This is a genomic window from Candidatus Villigracilis sp. (assembly GCF_057083605.1).
In genome coordinates this window covers 18,978-36,736 of the sequence record NZ_JBXMTI010000028.1, presented here as the reverse complement: position 1 = coordinate 36,736, position 17,759 = coordinate 18,978, and the positions used below count along the sequence as shown (strand labels likewise).

The 17,759-nt window shown below is 49.3% G+C and carries 13 protein-coding genes; 11 read left to right on the top strand and 2 right to left on the bottom strand.

The annotated features are described in order from the left end of the window. Positions 1-11 precede the first annotated feature (11 nt). The 4 genes from AC14M5_RS04775 (at position 12) to AC14M5_RS04760 (ending at position 3,712) form a co-directional block, all read left to right on the top strand. On the top strand, positions 12-1,037 hold the full coding sequence (locus AC14M5_RS04775; RefSeq protein WP_484028493.1) for a lysylphosphatidylglycerol synthase transmembrane domain-containing protein: 1,026 nt from the start codon (positions 12-14) through the stop codon (positions 1,035-1,037). Further along, positions 1,021-1,674 carry a rhomboid family intramembrane serine protease gene (locus AC14M5_RS04770; RefSeq protein WP_484028492.1) on the top strand — a complete coding sequence of 218 codons (654 nt, stop codon included), beginning with the start codon at positions 1,021-1,023 and terminating at the stop codon, positions 1,672-1,674. The genes AC14M5_RS04775 and AC14M5_RS04770 overlap by 17 nt, the downstream gene beginning before the upstream one ends. A gap of 161 nt (positions 1,675-1,835) precedes the next feature. Further along, a complete protein-coding gene (locus AC14M5_RS04765) occupies positions 1,836-2,861 on the top strand; it encodes a GDP-mannose 4,6-dehydratase (RefSeq protein WP_484028491.1) in 1,026 nt (341 codons plus the stop codon). Positions 2,862-2,878: 17 nt separating this feature from the next. After that, complete coding sequence (locus AC14M5_RS04760) at positions 2,879-3,712, top strand: mechanosensitive ion channel family protein (RefSeq protein WP_484028490.1); 834 nt, start codon at positions 2,879-2,881, stop codon at positions 3,710-3,712. 162 nt (positions 3,713-3,874) lie between these two features. Here the strand turns inward: AC14M5_RS04760 and AC14M5_RS04755 are convergent, their stop codons facing one another. Continuing rightward, the gene (locus AC14M5_RS04755; RefSeq protein ID WP_484028489.1) at positions 3,875-4,267 is read right to left on the bottom strand and encodes a hypothetical protein; all 393 of its coding nucleotides are present in this window, start codon (positions 4,265-4,267) and stop codon (positions 3,875-3,877) included. Continuing rightward, positions 4,185-4,481, bottom strand: coding sequence for a hypothetical protein (locus tag AC14M5_RS04750; protein WP_484028488.1), 297 nt, complete (start codon positions 4,479-4,481; stop codon positions 4,185-4,187). The genes AC14M5_RS04755 and AC14M5_RS04750 overlap by 83 nt, the downstream gene beginning before the upstream one ends. A gap of 85 nt (positions 4,482-4,566) precedes the next feature. On the opposite strand from AC14M5_RS04750, the gene AC14M5_RS04745 reads away from it, so the two are divergent. From AC14M5_RS04745 to AC14M5_RS04715, 7 genes are all read left to right on the top strand, one after another. Continuing rightward, positions 4,567-5,724 (top strand): glycosyltransferase family 4 protein, encoded by a 1,158-nt coding sequence (locus AC14M5_RS04745; protein ID WP_484028487.1) that lies wholly within the window; start codon positions 4,567-4,569, stop codon positions 5,722-5,724. Then, positions 5,724-6,560: a class I SAM-dependent methyltransferase gene (locus AC14M5_RS04740; RefSeq protein WP_484028486.1), complete on the top strand. Its 837-nt coding sequence runs from the start codon at positions 5,724-5,726 to the stop codon at positions 6,558-6,560. The genes AC14M5_RS04745 and AC14M5_RS04740 overlap by 1 nt, the downstream gene beginning before the upstream one ends. Before the next feature lie 64 nt (positions 6,561-6,624). Then, on the top strand, positions 6,625-7,338 hold the full coding sequence (locus AC14M5_RS04735) for a class I SAM-dependent methyltransferase (RefSeq protein ID WP_484028485.1): 714 nt from the start codon (positions 6,625-6,627) through the stop codon (positions 7,336-7,338). 89 nt (positions 7,339-7,427) lie between these two features. Next, a complete protein-coding gene (locus tag AC14M5_RS04730; RefSeq protein ID WP_484028503.1) occupies positions 7,428-9,578 on the top strand; it encodes an ArnT family glycosyltransferase in 2,151 nt (716 codons plus the stop codon). Between the two features lie 153 nt (positions 9,579-9,731). Next, on the top strand, positions 9,732-14,717 hold the full coding sequence (locus AC14M5_RS04725; RefSeq protein ID WP_484028484.1) for a DUF2298 domain-containing protein: 4,986 nt from the start codon (positions 9,732-9,734) through the stop codon (positions 14,715-14,717). A 53-nt stretch (positions 14,718-14,770) separates the two neighbouring features. Next, entirely contained in the window at positions 14,771-15,139 is a 369-nt protein-coding gene (locus tag AC14M5_RS04720; protein WP_484028483.1) for a DUF952 domain-containing protein, read from the top strand. Positions 15,140-15,152: 13 nt separating this feature from the next. Further along, complete coding sequence (locus AC14M5_RS04715; protein WP_484028482.1) at positions 15,153-17,690, top strand: DUF2298 domain-containing protein; 2,538 nt, start codon at positions 15,153-15,155, stop codon at positions 17,688-17,690. Positions 17,691-17,759 lie beyond the last annotated feature (69 nt).

Below are 17,759 nucleotides of genomic sequence, written 5' to 3'. Positions count from 1 at the left end.
ATGGTGAATAAATGAAAGAAATTAAACGCTGGCTCCCCGGCGCATTGATCAGCATTGCGATCATCGCCGCCATTCTATATTTTGTTGACTTCCAAACCATGTGGAATTCGATCCGCGCGGCAGATTATCGTATCCTGCTGGGCTCCGCCGTCCTGTCCTTTGTGTGGATGATGGTGCGTGCCAAAGTCTGGCATACATTATTGCGTGACAGGCCCACCTATAAAGATGTCTTGTTCACCGCCGCCGAAGGCTATTTACTGAACAACTTCTTGCCCTTTCGCCTCGGTGAACTTGGGCGCGCCTTTCTCTTAAGTAGAAAATCGGGCGGAATGCAGTTCGGCGAGATTCTACCGACAATCTTCATTGAGCGTACAGTAGACCTTGCCTTCTCTGCCGCCATATTTTTGTTTTCACTACCTTATGTCGTTGGCACAGAAGGCTCGGAGCGCATCGGCTATATCGTCGGCGCGGTCGTTCTCTTTGGCCTGGTGATGATGTATATCCTCGCCCGCAACAATCAATGGGCGCTGGACTTATTCCATAAGCTTAGCGCACGCTGGCCTTCCATACAAAAGTTGGGCGGCAGATTCCTCGAATCATTTTTTCAAGGCCTTGGCGTTCTTACCGACGGCTGGCTCTTCATCCGCTTTTTGTTTTGGATGACTCTTAACTGGGCAATAGCGCTGGTAGCTTATTACCTGATCATGCTAGCCTTTTTCCCGCAGGCCCAATGGGTCTGGGGTCTCTTCATTCTGGGCGCGGCCGCGTTCGGCGGAGCCATCCCCTCCTTGCCTGGTGCGGTTGGCACGTTTGAGGGTGCGGTGGCGGGCGCATTAACCCTGCTTACCGGCGACCAATCCACCTCTCTGGCAGTAGCTCTAACGGCCCGCTTGTATAATTATCTGAATAGCGGTGTAATTGGGACCATGGGCCTGATGAGTGAAGGCCAGACCCTTTCGGGTGTTTATCGTCAATTAATGAACTTTAGAAATAGCGAGAAAAGCGAAGAAAACAAATTAGATGTTCCCCCTCTATGACACTCTACGCTCACGAAGATTCCCAATCGTCAATTGGATGTTGATCATCTTAAACGGGGTGGCATTCTATTACGAATTAAAATTAAGTGAACAGGGACTCTTTCGCTTCATTCAGACCTGGGGGCTGGTCCCGGCTCAATTGACCTCCAACCCGGCAGGAACATGGCCCACCATCTTCACCAGCATGTTCCTGCATGGCGGCTGGTTCCATATATTGAGCAACATGTGGATCCTTGCCATCTTTGGGGATAACATTGAAGACCGTCTCGGCGGCGGACGTTACCTCTTCTTCTATCTATTGAGTGGCACAGCCGCTGCCTTATTGCAGACATTTCTTCTTCTCTCCAGTACCCAGCCGATGATTGGGGCCAGCGGCGCAATTGCGGGTGTGCTTGGCGCATATTTGATCCTTTACCCCGGCGCAAAGGTTGCAAGCCTCGTCCCTATTTTTTTCATCTTTACGATCATTGAAATCCCTGCCATTCTCTTTCTCGGCTTTTGGTTCGTTTCGCAATTATTTTCAGGCTGGCTGGCCCTGCACGGCGCAGATATGAGCGGAGTTGCATGGTGGGCACACATTGGCGGGTTTGTTTTCGGGCTACTCACCGTCCCCATGTTTGTAATCAGGCGATACTAGACATTCACTTAAAAACCTGTGTCTCTCTGAGGGAGCGTTCTTCGCGACCGAAGAGTCTCTTATATTCGAGATACGAGATCCTTCGCTACGCTCAGGATGGCACATTTTGAAATGCTCGGTTGGTAATATCAGTTGAACAATCTCAAAGAGGCAAACAATCCATGACGAAACAATATCTTGTCACCGGTGGTGCGGGGTTTATCGGCTCGAATTATGTCCACCGTTTGTTGGGGCGCGGCGAAAAGGTGACGATTTACGATAACCTGTCTCGTGCCGGTGCGCCGCGCAACCTCGAATGGTTGAAGGGGCAGTTTGGCGAAAAGGCTTTCGACGTGATCGTTGGGGATGTGCGCGACGCCGACAGGATAACAGAAGCAGGCAAGGGCGCGGATGTGATCGTGCATTTGGCGGGCCAGGTCGCAGTGACAACCTCTGTTATCAATCCACGTGATGATTTTGAATCCAATGCTTTAGGAACATTCAACGTAATGGAAGCTGCACGGCTTTCGGGCAGAAATCCGATTGTGATCTATGCCTCTACAAATAAAGTGTACGGCGGCATGGACGATGTTGAGCTATTCGAGGAACCGACGCGCTGGCGTTATAAAGATTTGGTGAATGGTTGCCCTGAGACACAACCATTGAATTTTCATTCTCCGTATGGCTGCTCAAAAGGCACTGGCGATCAATATGTGCGTGATTATGCGCGCATGTATGGGCTGCCGACAGTTGTATTTCGTCAATCCTGCATTTATGGCCCGCGTCAATTTGGGATCGAAGATCAGGGTTGGGTAGCGTGGTTTATCATCGCCGCAATCATGGAGCGGCCCATCACAATTTATGGCGACGGAAAACAAGTGCGCGATATTCTGCATGTGGATGATTTGATGAACGCCTACGACCTCGCGATTGAAAAGAATGATATTGCGCGCGGGAAAGTTTATAACCTGGGCGGCGGCCCTGAGAATGTGATGTCAGTCTGGGCTGAGTTTGGCCCCAAGCTTGAAAGATTAATCGGCGGTACGATTGAAGTGGCCCGCGGCGATTGGCGCCCTGGTGACCAGCGTGTGTTTTATGCCGATATCACAAAGGCTGAAAAAGAATTGGGCTGGAAGCCGAAGATCGGCGTTGAGGCGGGCGTGCAGAAGCTGTTCGATTGGGTGAAGGAAAACAAGAGTTTGTTTTAACTTTTGATGGAGCGATCATGCAGGAATATCTTTTTCAACTTGCAGAACAATTAATAGAAGCCGTTCCAGATATTATTGCCGCTTTATTGATCCTTATAATAAGTGTCTATTTTGCAAGTGTATTAAGCAAGCTTTTGATCCGCATGTTGATGAGGAAGAACGCGGCGTTGACCGCATCGCATCTCCTCTCTCAAATTCTAAAATGGGCCATTATATCCTTCGGGGTGATCGCGGCTTTGCAGAAATTCTTCAATGTGACGGCTTTTCTTACTGGCTTGGGCATCATCGGTTTTACAGTTGGTTTTGCGCTCCAGAACATCATGCAAAATTTTGTCTCGGGCATCATCCTGCTTGTGCAGCATCCCTTCAGGACTGGGGATAATGTGAGCATTGCGGGGTATGACGGAACGGTGCTTGAAATTAGTTTCCGTACCACCGAGATGAAAACACTGGATGGCCGCATTGTCTTTCTGCCAAATGGAGATGTGCTTTCGCAGCCGATCATCAACTATACCCGTGCCACTCTCCGCCGTGTCGAGCTTCCGATCCGCGTATCCTATGATGCAGATACTGAAACTGTCCGCAAAATTATTCTGGATGAAATAAAAAAAGTTTCAGGCTATATTGGCGAACCCGAGTCGCTTGTCCTGTTTCATAATTTTGGTGATTCATCCATCGACTTGAATGTGATCTTCTGGGTGGATACCACGATCAATTCTCACGTCACTTCAAAGGATATTGCATTGACGAGGATCAAACGAGCCTTTGAAAAGGGGAAGATCGAGATCCCATACCCGATACAGACTGTTCGGGAATATAAGAGCAGGCAAAGCAAACGCGCAAGAAAATGAAAACACTCTGATTTAATATGGGGCGCGGATGAGCGCGGATTAACGCGGATTAAAAAAGAATCCGCGTTTTCCGTGTTAATCCGCGTCCCTTTTGGTCTTAAAAACAAACTCACCCACGAAAGATCAATTTCGGGGTGAGTCATGTTTTAATCGTTTGCTTAATTACTTGCTGAGAATATATTTCTTTACGAAATATACCACCGCAATTGTCAAAACTATGGGGCCAAGATAATAGAAGAAACCCAGGAAGAAGCCGCCAATATATGGCCCAACCTGATAAAAGCCGCCAATCGAGTTGGCGACCCCGCCAAAAATCAAGTAGAACAAACCCATGTTGAGCAGGTCATCTGAATCAAAGTAGAAAATACCCAGGATGACACCAATCACCATCAGAGACCATATCAAAAGATCAGGTTGAAAGGCAAGGACGTTCGTCACACCTGCTGTAACACCTCCAATGATAAAGAGCCATTTAAAAATGAAGTTCCAGTTGGCTGCCGCAATCGCCGCCGGTGCCGGTGCTTCCACGGGTTGAGTCTTCTTTTTCTGTGCCATGATTTTTCCTTTTTTGAGAATTGATTTTTTCCTGCAAAATAATTAACCCTATTAAACCACAAAGTTGCACCAAACCGCTCGCGGGGCATAGCGTTTGCAAAATCAGGAAAAGCTTAACGCGAATTACACGAATGTACAAATGGCGCGAATAAATAAAAGCAGAGTAATTCGTGAAATTCGCCAATTCGCTGCATTCGCGTTTAGGCTTTGCCATCTAACCAAGAGCCTGTCTATGGGCTTTGTAATGAGCATACCTGCGGAGAAAGGCCATTTTGCGTAGTGTATAATTTTCAGGCCTTATGAAAATACTAACAGTACTTACCTATTACCGTCCGCACACCAGCGGACTCACCATCTATGCCGAGCGCCTCGCGCGCGTCTTTGCCAAACGCGGGCATCAAGTGACCGTGATGACCACCCAGTACGATCCATCTCTTCCGCGTGAAGAAATGATGGACGGCGTAAAAGTGATTCGTGTGCCGGTTGCGGCGCGAGTCAGCAAGGGTGTGATTGCTCCAACTTTTGGCCTCGTCGCCACAAAACTTGTCTGGCAGCATGATGTCGTTCAGCTCCACCTCCCGCAGTTCGATGCGCCCGGAGTTGCATTGCGTGCGCGGCTTTTTGGCAAGCCCGCTGTCCTCACCTATCATTGCGATCTGCTCTTGCCGCCCGGTGCGTTCAACCGCTTTGTCAATTTCGTTGTCAAATTTCAAAACAACATGGCAGGGATGCTGGCGAATCACATCGTGACTTATACACAGGACTACGCCGATCACTCTCCCTATCTCTCAAGTTACGCCTCAAAACTGACCCCGATCCTGCCTCCCGTCGAGTTGCCTGTTCCAAAGCCTGAAGCTATTTCCGCCTTTTCCCGCAAACATCGTGTGGATGAACGTAAACCTGTCATTGGCATGGCGGCGCGCCTCGCCTCTGAAAAAGGTGTGGAAGTATTGCTCGATGCGCTGCCCATTATCCTGAAAAAATACCCGAATGCACAAGTGCTGTTCGCTGGAACCCATGAAAACGTAATGGGCGAACAGTCTTATTCAGACAGGCTCATGCCGCGCATCAATGAGTTTGAGCAACAAGGCCATTGGACATTTCTTGGCAACCTGAATCCCGTTCAAATGGGTGCGTTCTATCCCAACCTGGATGTACTAACCGTCCCATCACTCAACTCCACTGAGGCCTTTGGGCTGGTGCAGATCGAAGCGATGATGAACGGTGTGCCTTGTGTTCCATCCGCCTTGCCAGGGGTGCGCCAGCCTGTCAATATGCATGGGATGGGCGAGGTCTCTGAGATCGGTAATTCCGAAAGCCTGGCCAGCGCAATTTTGAAAGTATTAGATGATCCCGAAAAATATCGCGGCGATACCGATGCCATTAAGAAAGCATACAACCCCGATTCCATTGCGCAAGAGTACGAAAAATTACTTGCCAAACTGATGAGGAAGTAGTGAGCAATCATCAATCGGCAACACCGAATCATCAATCCAAAATAGTAAACCGTAAACCTGCACTGAGCAAAGTCGAAGTGTCGAAAGACTTTCTCTTCCTTCAATTGCGTGACCTGCCTTACTTCCGAGCCTTTCTGCGCGCAATTGAATCCTCCTATTACCAAGATCTCTCCATGCCTGAGCCGATCTATGACGTGGGCTGCGGCGACGGTCACTTTGCTTCGTTGACCTTCGATCACAAATTGGATGTAGGCCTCGACCCCTGGCATGGTCCCATTCACGAAGCGAAAAAGTTCGGCGCATACAAATCCCTGGTGGAGGCTGATGGTGCGCAAACACCTTTCCCCTCGAATCATTTCGCCAGCGGATTCAGCAACTCGGTGCTGGAGCACATTCCTCACATTGATGAGGTGTTGAAAGAAACCACACGTGTGCTCAAACCTGATGCACCTTTCTATTTCTGCGTGCCCAATCCGAGATATTTCACCGAGCTTTCCATATCCAAAGTTCTTGGCAAGCCTTATGAGAATTGGTTCCGCAAAATTTCCCGTGTTCACCATGCGGACGAGCCCGATGTATGGGAGGACCGCCTTGAACGTGCAGGATTCAAACTTGAACGCTGGTGGCATTACTTTCCGCCCGCCTCTATGCGCGTGTTAGAATGGGGACATTATTTTGGCCTTCCATCGGTTGTAGCGCGTGTGTTAACAGGCAAATGGATCATCTCACGCACAAAATGGAACCTGGCTCTCACAGAAAAATTCGTAAAACAATACGCCTCACCTGAACCAGTGAGTAATGGGACTTTCACGTTCTATATTGCACGAAAACGATAATCGAGAATCGATATTCGGGAACTGGGTTTTCCGAGTATCGAATTCCGAATAACGATCCCCGCCAATGTCCTTCGACGAAAAATACTTCTCAACGCACACTTATGCAAACATCACCTTCGCCAAATACAGCATGTATTGGTGGTCCAACCGATTCTTTGCCATGCTGGCAAGGCGCTATGGAAGGCGCGGAGCGCATCTGCTGGAGGTGGGGTCAGGCATGGGGCATTTGGTAGGGCAGCTATCGGCTACGTTTGAAGCGCATGGCATGGACTTGAATCACTGGGCAGTTAAACAATCCAAAGAGTTTGCCGAGAAAGCATCTTTGCAAACTGCATCCGCACAGGAACTTCCATATGAAGATGGCTCGTTCAATGTAGTCATCATTAAACATATTGTTGAACATTTGCCCGATCCCGCAAAAGCGATCCAGGAGATCGGACGTGTGACTGAAAAAGATGGCATCCTGATCCTCGCCACACCGAATCTGGGTTCACTGCTCAAGCCGTGGAAAGGCGAAAGATGGATCGGCTATCAGGACCCGACACACATTTCATTGAAGGAACCGGGTGAATGGTTGAAGCTGATTGAGAACGCAGGCTTTGAATTTATTCGCGTTTTTTCAGATGGCTTCTGGGATGTGCCCTACATCCGTTTTATGCCAACGATGCTGCAAAAATTATTTTTCGGCTCCCTCGGCGGATTGCAAGCCATTACTGGTTTTGTCTTTTTGCCGATGACGTGGGGGGAAAGTATTTTGGTTATAGCGAGGAAGAAATAGCTTAGAATTGTTTTTACGGATTACGCATCACGAGTCACGTTCTGCGTAATCCGTCCACTCCACTGCGCTGCGGGATTGCATAATTCGTGATGCCGAAAACCTTGAATTACATGGAACAAACACCAAACACTCCCCCCGAAAACGAACCGACAGTTCTAGATCTCTATAAGTCCGTCACTAAGGATTGGGCTTCGTTCTTTAATTTCATCCGCTCGTTGTGGGATGCAAGAAGGCGCGAGGAACTCAACCAGGCCCTTGCGCTTGAAACTGCACAACCGATTGTTGAAGAGATCGCAGAGCCATCACGCGCGAGTCATTTCCCCTGGCGTTCGTTGTTGGCATTGGTTTTCGCGCTGGCTGCGCAGGTATTCATTGAGCCGCCAAATCGTCAGGCGGCATTTGCGCTCACTTTGTATTTCATGGCGGCGGGCGCGGCAGTTTGGGCGTACTTCAAGGACGAATGGCATTTGCCCGCTCTGCCTGCGGCATGGCAAACTCCTGATAATCTTTCAACCCATCTTGTTCCATTGATTCTCTCGATCATTCTCGCGTTGATCGCCTTCGCGGATTTTGGCGATGGGTTGTTTACACTCACTAATACGATCCTATGGGTATTGTCCATTGCTTTTTTGGTTTATGGGTTATGGCTGAAAACACCAAAGTTCAAATCGGATGCAGATGCTGAAACGCGACGCAGGAAAATCATTTGGAACCTGCTTGTGCTGGCAGTATTCGGGCTGACTATCTTTTACCGTCTATATAGACTGGATGATGTGCCCGTTGAGCCGTTCAGTGATCATGCTGAAAAAATATTGGATGTGTACGATATTACACAGGGCAAAACCTCCATCTTTTTTGAACGCAACACCGGCCGCGAAGCCTTTCAAATGTACTGGACATTGCTGGTTGCCAAAGTTTTCGGCACGGGTCTTTCCTTCTTCAGTTTAAAACTCGGCACAGCCTTGCTTGGCATTCTCACGCTCCCATATATTTATTTACTTGGAAAGGAATTCGGCAATGAGCGCGTGGGACTCTTTGCATTGTTTCTTTTCGGGATTGCCTACTGGCCGAACGTCATCTCGCGGATTGGACTCCGCTTTCCGTTATATGCGCTCTTCGCCGCGCCGACGCTTCTTTATCTGATCCGAGGCCTGCGCACTCGCAACCGAAACGATTTCCTACTCTCGGGCATTTTCCTCGGTATTGGTTTGCATGGGTACAGCCCTTTCCGCATTGTGCCGATCCTTGTGCTGGTTGCCATCGTTATTTTTATTCTGCATACCAAATCAAAAGAGACTCGTCAACAGGCTGTCTGGTGGTTTGTTGTCATTGTTGTGGTTTCGCTGTTTGTGTTCCTGCCCTTGTTCCGCTATTGGCTGGAAAACCCTGATGTATTTGGCTATCGTGCCTTCACGCGTCTGAGTGATATGGAAACTGAATTACCTGGCCCTGCCTGGCAGATATTCTTTTCGAATTTATATAATGGCTTGTTGATGTTCAACTGGAACGACGGTGAGATCTGGGTCAATTCCATGCCAGACCGCCCCGCATTGGATGTAGTGACGGGCGCTCTGTTTGTGCTGGGAGTTGTACTGCTGATCGTGCGCTATATCCGTCAGCGTGACTGGCGTGACTTGTTCCTGTTGGTATCCATTCCCATGTTGATCATGCCTTCGGTGCTTTCATTGGCATTCCCCGGTGAGAACCCGGCTTTGAACCGGGCCGGGGGCGGCGCGATAGCGGCAATCCTTGTCAGCGCGCTGGCGCTTGAAGGGTTGGTGGCAGGTTTCGGCGCGGAGAAGAAGCGGGCTTTGGTCGCCTATGCTTTAACGGGGCTACTCTTCGCCGCATCCGCTTACAATAATTTTGATATTGTCTTTAACAAATTCGATACGAATTTTAGATTGGGCGCGTGGAATACATCCGAGATGGGGAAGGTGATTAGCCAGTTCCGTGAGGCATATGGACAGACAGATACGGCCTGGATCGTGCCGTTCCCGCATTGGGTGGATACGCGTTTACCCGGTGTGTGGGCAGGAATCCCGAACCGTGATTTTGCCATTTGGCCCGATCACTTTGCCGAGACGTTGGATGTGCCTGCACCGAAGATGTTCATCTTTTGGAATGCGGATGTTGAAACTGAGAAAGCTCTTAAAGAACTCTACCCGAATGGTGTGCTGAACCGCTATACTTCTACGACGCCCGGGAAAGATTTTATGATCTTTATGGTTGATGAGTAATCGTCATTGCGAGGGCGTTCTTGCTCTTTGCCCGACATAGTACCCGAATGGGTAAGCAATCTCCATCACAATATATGAGATTGCTCACTTGCACCTGGCGCAAGTGCAGGTGTCGTCGGAAAAAGCATCCTCCTCGCAATGACGTGAGGTGTTATGAGCGAAAAACGTAGTTGGATTTACGACATTCTTTTTATTCTTGTCCTGCTGATGGCGGGGTATTTGCGGTTGGCAGGTTTTAATTGGGGCGAGGGTTACCACCAGCATCCTGATGAGTTGTTTCTGACAGGGGTTGTAAACAATTTACGCGCACATAGTTGTGATGACCCAGCCACTCCTGTAGATATTTGCCCAGAGGATCAGAAACATTGGTTGAGCATTGGCCAATATTTTGATACCGATACATCAACACTAAGCCCGTATAACAGTGGGAATGCTTTCTTTGTGTATGGCAACCTGCCCATCACCTTGATCCGCTATGGCATGGAGTTGACAGGCAACGATGATATTGGCAGTTCAAAATTCTTTGGGCGGCAGTTATCAGCACTGGCAGATTTATTCACCATATTTTTGTTGTATCTGATCGTTTCAGGTTTGTATGGCCGTAAGGTCGGATTATTGGCCGCGACATTCTCGTCACTGACCGTGATGCAGATTCAGCAATCCCATTTTTTTACAACAGACCTCTTCACAAACCTGTTCATATTTTTGGCATTGGCATTTGCAGTGAAGATTGTGGAGTGGAAGGGGAGTGACGAGAAAGAAGTAATAAGTAATGAGAGACGAGAGACAAGTGACGAGCAACGAGAGATAAGCGATGAGGATCAACTCATTACTCGTAACTCATCAACTCGTTTCTATACCAATCCCCTCTTCCTCCTCTCTATTGGTTTTGGTATTGCACTGGGCATGGCGATGGCATCCAAGATCAACGCGGCGGTGCTGGCGCTGGCTTTGCCGGGCGCCTTTGCCATCCGTTACCTTATGTATGATCGCCCTACACCGTCTACTGTCCACCGTCCACTGTCCACTGATCACTGGTCACTGATTATCGCCTTTCTTATCGCAGGCGGGATCGCAACCATTATTTCCTTCCGCATCTTCCAACCTTATGCTTTCGGTCAACCATCTACACAACCCCACTTAATCGATCCTCCTAATAGTTTCAATGGCTTGGGATTGAATCCGCAATGGGTTTCAAACCTCAGCGAACTCCGAGGACAGGCCACCGGCGAAGCCGACTTACCTTGGAATTTGCAATGGGCGCGGCGCTCGCATTTATTCTCATTTGAAAACCTAACCGTCTGGGGACTTGGCCTTCCGCTGGGTATTCTCGCTTGGGCTGGTTTCTTATTAATGGGCTGGCGCATTCTCAAAGGCGAGTACAAACATTTATTGTTATGGGGCTGGGCCGCGTTCTACTTCCTCTGGCAATCGCTTCAGTTCAACGCCACCATGCGCTATCAATTGCCGGTCTATCCGCTGTTGTGTATGATGGCGGCCTGGTTTGTTTTTGAGTTGGCAAGTTGGAAGGTTGGAACGTTTAAACGTTTAAACGTTCCAACGGTTTTCGCAAGCATCATTGGTATTGCCGTGCTCGTGTTAACCGTAATCTGGGCTTTTGCTTTCCAAAGTATTTATTTGCGTGAGGAAACTCGCATGGCGGCTTCGCGTTGGATCTTTCAAAACGCACCCGGCCCTGTCAACTTGCGAATCGAATCCACGGATGATAATATTTACAACCAGCCTCTACCCATACCAGCAGACCTGATCATCTCTGCCGATGCACCCTATAGCCTAATATTCTCCCCGAATCGCGATGGACAGATTTCCGAAGTCACCCTTGGACATGCACGTGACTCTGTCACTGCTCACATCGTGCTGACTCTCACATCCGCCTCCGAACCGGACCGTGTGCTTGCACGCGCCTCCGAACTGCTTGATTCCACGCTGACAACGGATCCGCGCGGATCATCGGTTACATTGACCTTGGATCGCGTTGTACCGGTCCTCAAAGGCCAGTTATACAATTTGAAGATAGAGACATTGGGAAGCGGACTCACCATCAACGGTTCCAACCTTGCCAATGAAACTGATTATGACTGGGGCCTGCCTTTCCGCATTGATAATTACGATGCCTTCGGCGGTATCTATCGCGGCGACCTGCTTCTACAAGTCTACTGGGCAGATGACGCAAATAAACTGATTCGTTTTGTAGATACACTTACTCAAGCCGATTACATCATCATCCCCACCAATCATCAATATGGACAGATCACCCGCCTGCCGGAAAGATATCCGCTGACGACTTTGTATTATCGTGAATTACTTGGCTGTCCTGATGAGCAGAATATCATCGAATGTTATCGCGTGGCCCAGCCCGGACAATATGAAGGCAACCTCGGTTTTGAATTAGTGGAAGTCTTCGAATCGTATCCAACATTGGGCTCGCTGGTGATCAATGACCAGGCTGCAGAAGAGGCCTTCACTTTTTACGATCATCCCAAAGTGCTGATCTTCAAGAAGACGGATGATTTTAGCTCGGCGAAAGTTCAAAGCATTCTCGGCACTGTGGATCTAACGAAGGTTGTCCAACTCACGCCCACGCAGTTCGACGATTACAAGACCCTCATGCTTCCCGATACGCGTCTGGCTCAACAGCGCGCAGGTGGAACATGGTCGCAACTGTTTGATTACGATTGGATTCAAAATAAATATCCCATCCTCGGCGTGCTGATCTGGTATTCCTTTATTTTTGTATTGGGACTCTTTGCTTATCCCATCGCGCGTTTTGCATTGCCGGGATTGAAACAATATGCCTATCCATTGGGAAGAATTGTCGGCTTGGTTTTACTGGCATGGGTCTCGTGGATGGGCGGCTCAGTGAGCATACCTTACACGCGAGTGAGTATCAGTGTGGCAGTGGCTATTGTGGCTGTAGCAGGTGTCAGCTTGTGGGTGAAGCGCAGAAACCAGTTCAAAGACGAATGGAATGCCAATCGCAGATTCTTCGTGATAGTGGAGATCCTCTTCCTTGTCTTCTTCCTGATCGATCTGCTGATCCGACTGGGCAATTCGGATATGTGGCACCCTGCCAAGGGCGGCGAACGGCCGATGGATTTTTCCTACTTCAATGCGGTCTTGAAAAGCGAGAGTTTTCCGCCGTATGACCCGTGGTATGCGGGCGGATATATCAATTATTACTATTACGGTTTTGTGCTGGCGGGCACGCCGGTAAAGCTGCTCGGCATTGTGCCATCCATTGCATACAACTTTATTTTGCCGACCTGGTTTGCGTTGATTGCAGTGGGTGCGTTTGCAATTGGTTGGAATCTGATGGAAAAAGATGAAACATCCGCCTCTGGAAATTCATCCTTCATAACTTATTCTTCATCCTTAATGGCAGGTATATCTGCATCCGTAATGACGGTATTGATCGGCAACCTCGGAACGATTCGCTTACTCTTCAATAGTTTTCAACGCGTGGCCGCTCCTGATGGTCTTGTGCCAGTGGATACGATCTTCTTCCAAAAATGGATCTGGGCAGTTAAAGGATTGTTCATGTCGTTTAGCGGAGCCTTCCTGCCGATCGGCCGCGGTGACTGGTATTGGTTCCCAAGCCGCGTCATCCCTGCCCCAATGGATGTGGAGCCGATCACGGAATTTCCGTTGTTCACTTTTCTCTACAGTGACATGCACGCACACATGCTGGTGATGCCAATTACTTTGTTCATCATTGCATGGTCGATATCATTTATCAAATCTCGCGCACAGTTGACTCGCAGCGAATGGATTGCAGTATTTGGGATCGGCGCGTTGATGGTTGGCGCGTTGAAGCCAACCAACACCTGGGATTTATATACATACTTCCCGCTCGCTGCGATTGCGGTGGCTTATGCCCTGTATTGCAACTTTGAATGGAAGGGCTACTTCAATTTACCCAGCTGGCTCGGACGCGCAATTGTTGCCGTGGGTGCAGTGGCGCTTTTATACATCCTCGGCTCTCTTTTGTATTCGCCGTTCACCTATTGGTACGGCCAGAGTTATGGCGCGATAGATCCGTGGAAAGGTTCGCATACACCGATCTCTTCATACCTCACGCAATGGGCTTTGTTCCTCTTCATCATTGTGGCATGGCTGGCATGGGAAACTCGCGAGTGGATGGCTTCCACGCCAGTTTCTCGTTTGAGCAAACTGCGTGATCATGTACTGGTGATCGAAATTTCTCTGGCGTTATTCATTGCCCTGCTCGCCTTCTTTACAGTGGATGGTGTGCGCATCGGCTGGCTGGCTTTGCCTCTCGCCGCCTGGGCAGGGATTCTGATCCTTCGCCCGGACATGCCCGATGTCAAACGCGCTGTGTTGTTGATGATCGGCACGGCTCTAACGCTGACGCTTGCGGTGGAAGTGGTTGTGCTCGTTGGCGATATTGGCCGCATGAATACAGTCTTCAAGTTATATTTGCAGGCGTGGATGCTGCTGGCCGTCAGCGCTGCTGCGGCCTTTGGCTGGTTGTTGAATGTCTTTCCATTTTGGCGCTTGCGTTGGCGCACCGTTTTCCAGTCTGGCGTCTATATTTTATTGACAGGCGCATTTATGTTTACCCTCACGGCCACCAGTGACAAGATCAGTGACCGTCTGACTCCACCTGCTCCGCATACTTTGGATAGCATGACCTTCATGAATCATTCCGCGCTTTGGGATGGCAATACCATGGACTTGAGCGAGGATTATCGCGCCATCCGCTGGATGCAGGATAATATCGAAGGGTCGCCTGTTATTGTGGAAGCCAACTGTTCGGAATATCGCTGGTGCACACGCATGACCATTTACACAGGCCTGCCCGGTGTTGTCGGTTGGAACTGGCATCAACGCCAGCAGCGCGGAATTTTTGCCCCGCAGGTGCAGGAACGGGTCAATGAAGTTGGCGTCTTTTATTCCACTTCAGATCTCCAGCAAGCTTTGAACTTCTTGAAAAAATATGACGTGAAATATATTGTCGTGGGTCAACTTGAACATAATATCTATCCGCCCGTTGACCCAGCCCTGGATAGCTTTGCGAAATTTGAACAATACGACGGCAAATATTGGAACGCAGTTTATCGCGATGAAAATACCGTAATTTATGAAATCATCCCGTAGAATTAATTTACGCATTACGTAATACGTATTACGTAATGCGTATGGAGAGTCTTATGATCCTGCACATCACCTCAAAAGAAGAATGGCTCAATGCTCAACAACGCGGTGAATATCTTGCACCAAGTTTGGAAACCGAAGGCTTTATTCATTGCTCCACCGAAAAGCAGGTTCTGCATGTTGCCAATGCTTTCTATCGCGGGAAAAAGAATCTGGTGTTGCTCGTGCTCGATGAAACAAAACTCAAACCCCAGCTTAAGTGGGAGGCGCCTGCTGGACTTCCCGCCTCGGGCATTTCCGAATCCGATTCATTTCCACACATCTTTGGTCCCATCAACTTAACTGCCGTCGCCTCGGTTCTGGACTTTGAGCCTGACTCTGCTTCTGGAACATTCACCCTCCCTTCACTCCCCACCGACAACTGATCACTAGTTATTCATGACTGCATTTTTCGCCTGGTACATTATCCTCACCATCCTCGGCTGGCTGACTTTTCCGCTGGCATTTTATTTGTTCCCCGCATTGACGGATCGAGGCTATACCCTCACGCGTGCGGCAGGCTTATTGATCTGGGCTTATCTCTTTTGGTTATTTGCATCCCTCGGCATCGCGCAAAATGACATGGGCGGAATCCTACTCGCGCTTGCGATTCTGATCGGCTTGAGTGTTTGGTCACTCGTCACTCATTACTCATCACTCGTTACTTTCCTTCAATCCAACAAATCCCTCATCCTCACCACCGAAGTTCTATTCTTCGCAGCATTTGCATTTATGGCCTTCGTTCGCTCTGCCAACCCTGAGTTGAATGGCACCGAACGCCCAATGGAACTGGCTTTCATCAACGGCATTTTACGCTCGCCAACTTTTCCGCCACAAGACCCGTGGCTTTCTGGTTACGCCATTTCCTATTATTACTTCGGCTATGTGATGACTGCCATGCTGGCACGCATCTCTGGCATTAATGGCAGTACCGCCCACAATCTCATGACCTCGCTCATCTTTGCCCTCGGCGCAATCGGCTCGTATGGCATTCTATATAACCTGCTTTCTCAATCGTCAACAGCGTCTCCTTTGGGAATCGTAAATCGTAAATACCCTACGGGCACGATGTCGCAAATCGTAAATTCCTTACTGGCTCCTCTCTTCCTGCTCCTCATCTCCAACTTTGGCGCACTCCTTGAAATCCTGCATCAGCGCGGATTGTTTTGGGTGAAAGATCCAGCCACAGGAGAATACTCCAGCCGTTTCTGGGCATGGTTGGATATGCAGGAACTCTCGCAGGTACCCGCGATTCCATTTCACTGGCCGCCGCTTGATCGTTACTTGTGGTGGTGGCGTTCTTCGCGTATCTTGCAGGATTACGACATGACGGGCGGCTTCCGCGAAGTGATCGATGAATTCCCCTTCTTCTCCTTCCTGCTCGGCGACTTACATCCGCACGTGCTGGCGATTCCCTTTGGCCTGCTTGCAATTTCTGTGGCGTTGAATCTCTTCCTCGGCGGTTGGCGCGGCGAGATAAAATTCCCTTGGGGCGCTCGTTTGAATATAAGCTACGCGGGATTTTTATTCTCGGCTCTCGTCATCGGCGGCCTGGCCTTTCTCAATACCTGGGATATCCTCGTTGCGGGGACTTTAATAGTTGCTTCCCATGTCTTCTGGCGCGCAAGCGAAGAGGGCTGGAACTGGGATCGACTCGAAGATCTATTCCTGCTCGGCTTGCCGCTGGGCATTCTTTCCATACTCTTATATTTTCCGTTTTATCTTGGCTTTTCATCGCAAGCTGGCGGTATTCTGCCGAACTTCATGTATATCACCCGCGGAGTCCATTTATGGGTCATGTGGGGTACATTGCTCATCCCCATTTTTGCGTATCTTATCTATCTTTCCTCTGGAGTGCAGCAGCTAGTTGCTGCACCTGCACAATCGGACAGCAAGCTGTCCGACTCCAGAGTTAAACCCAATTGGAAACTCGGCTTTTCACTCGGGCTTGGCATTACTCTTCTCTTATTAATTCTTACCTTCCTCATCGGTTGGATTGGTTCTTTTGTCGAAAGGGATTTTGTCACAGCCTTCCTCGCCTCGCAGGGCATGACCGCCTCTCAATTTGTCGGCGCAACATTCCTGCGAAGGCTGACCTACATCGGAAGCCTCATCACCCTCCTCGCCCTCCTCATCCCAACCATTGCTTTCCTCTTCACGCATCCCACTTCACGTATCACGAATAACGAATCAGATTCTGCCGCCCACCGCCCACCGTCAACTGCCCACTTTCTTCTCATCCTCCTCGCCCTCGGCACCCTCCTCATCCTCGTCCCAGAATTTGTCTATCTGCGTGACCAATTTGGATATCGCATCAACACGGTCTTTAAATTCTATTATCAGGCATGGATGTTATTAAGCCTCGTTGCAGCCTTTGCTGTCAGTATCCTTCTGCAAAACCTGCGCGGATTTGCGAATGTCATCTTTCGCGTCTTGATTGGTCTTGTTATTTTCGCAGGTCTGCTGTATCCGATCTTTGGCTTGGTCACGAAAACCAATAACTTCAAACCCCTATTCGGCTACACCCTCGATGACTTTGACCGCATCAAGCGCGAGAATCCAGATGAAGCCGCCGCGATTGAGTTTCTGCTTAACGCACCGGATGGAGTTGTCGCCGAAGCTGTTGGGGATGGATACAGCGGCTATGCCCGCATCTCCATGTTGACAGGTTTACAAACCCTGCTTGGTTGGCCCGGTCACGAGTCACAGTGGCGTGGAACTTCTGAGCCGCAAGGTTCTCGCCGCGAGGATGTCACCAGACTCTACACCACCGCCCGCTGGGAGGAAGCACAAGCCATCATCCAGCAATACAACATTCGCTACATTTACATCGGCACACTTGAGCGCGTGTCCATGCGCGTGAATGAAGAGAAGTTTCAGTTGCATCTCAAGCCCGTCTTTCAGCAGGGCAGTGTCGTGATTTATGAAGTGCCGTAAAGATTTTGCCAATTAAAAAATCTGCATAATCTGCGGATGCCTTTGCCCTTCCCCCTACTCAATTTAAAC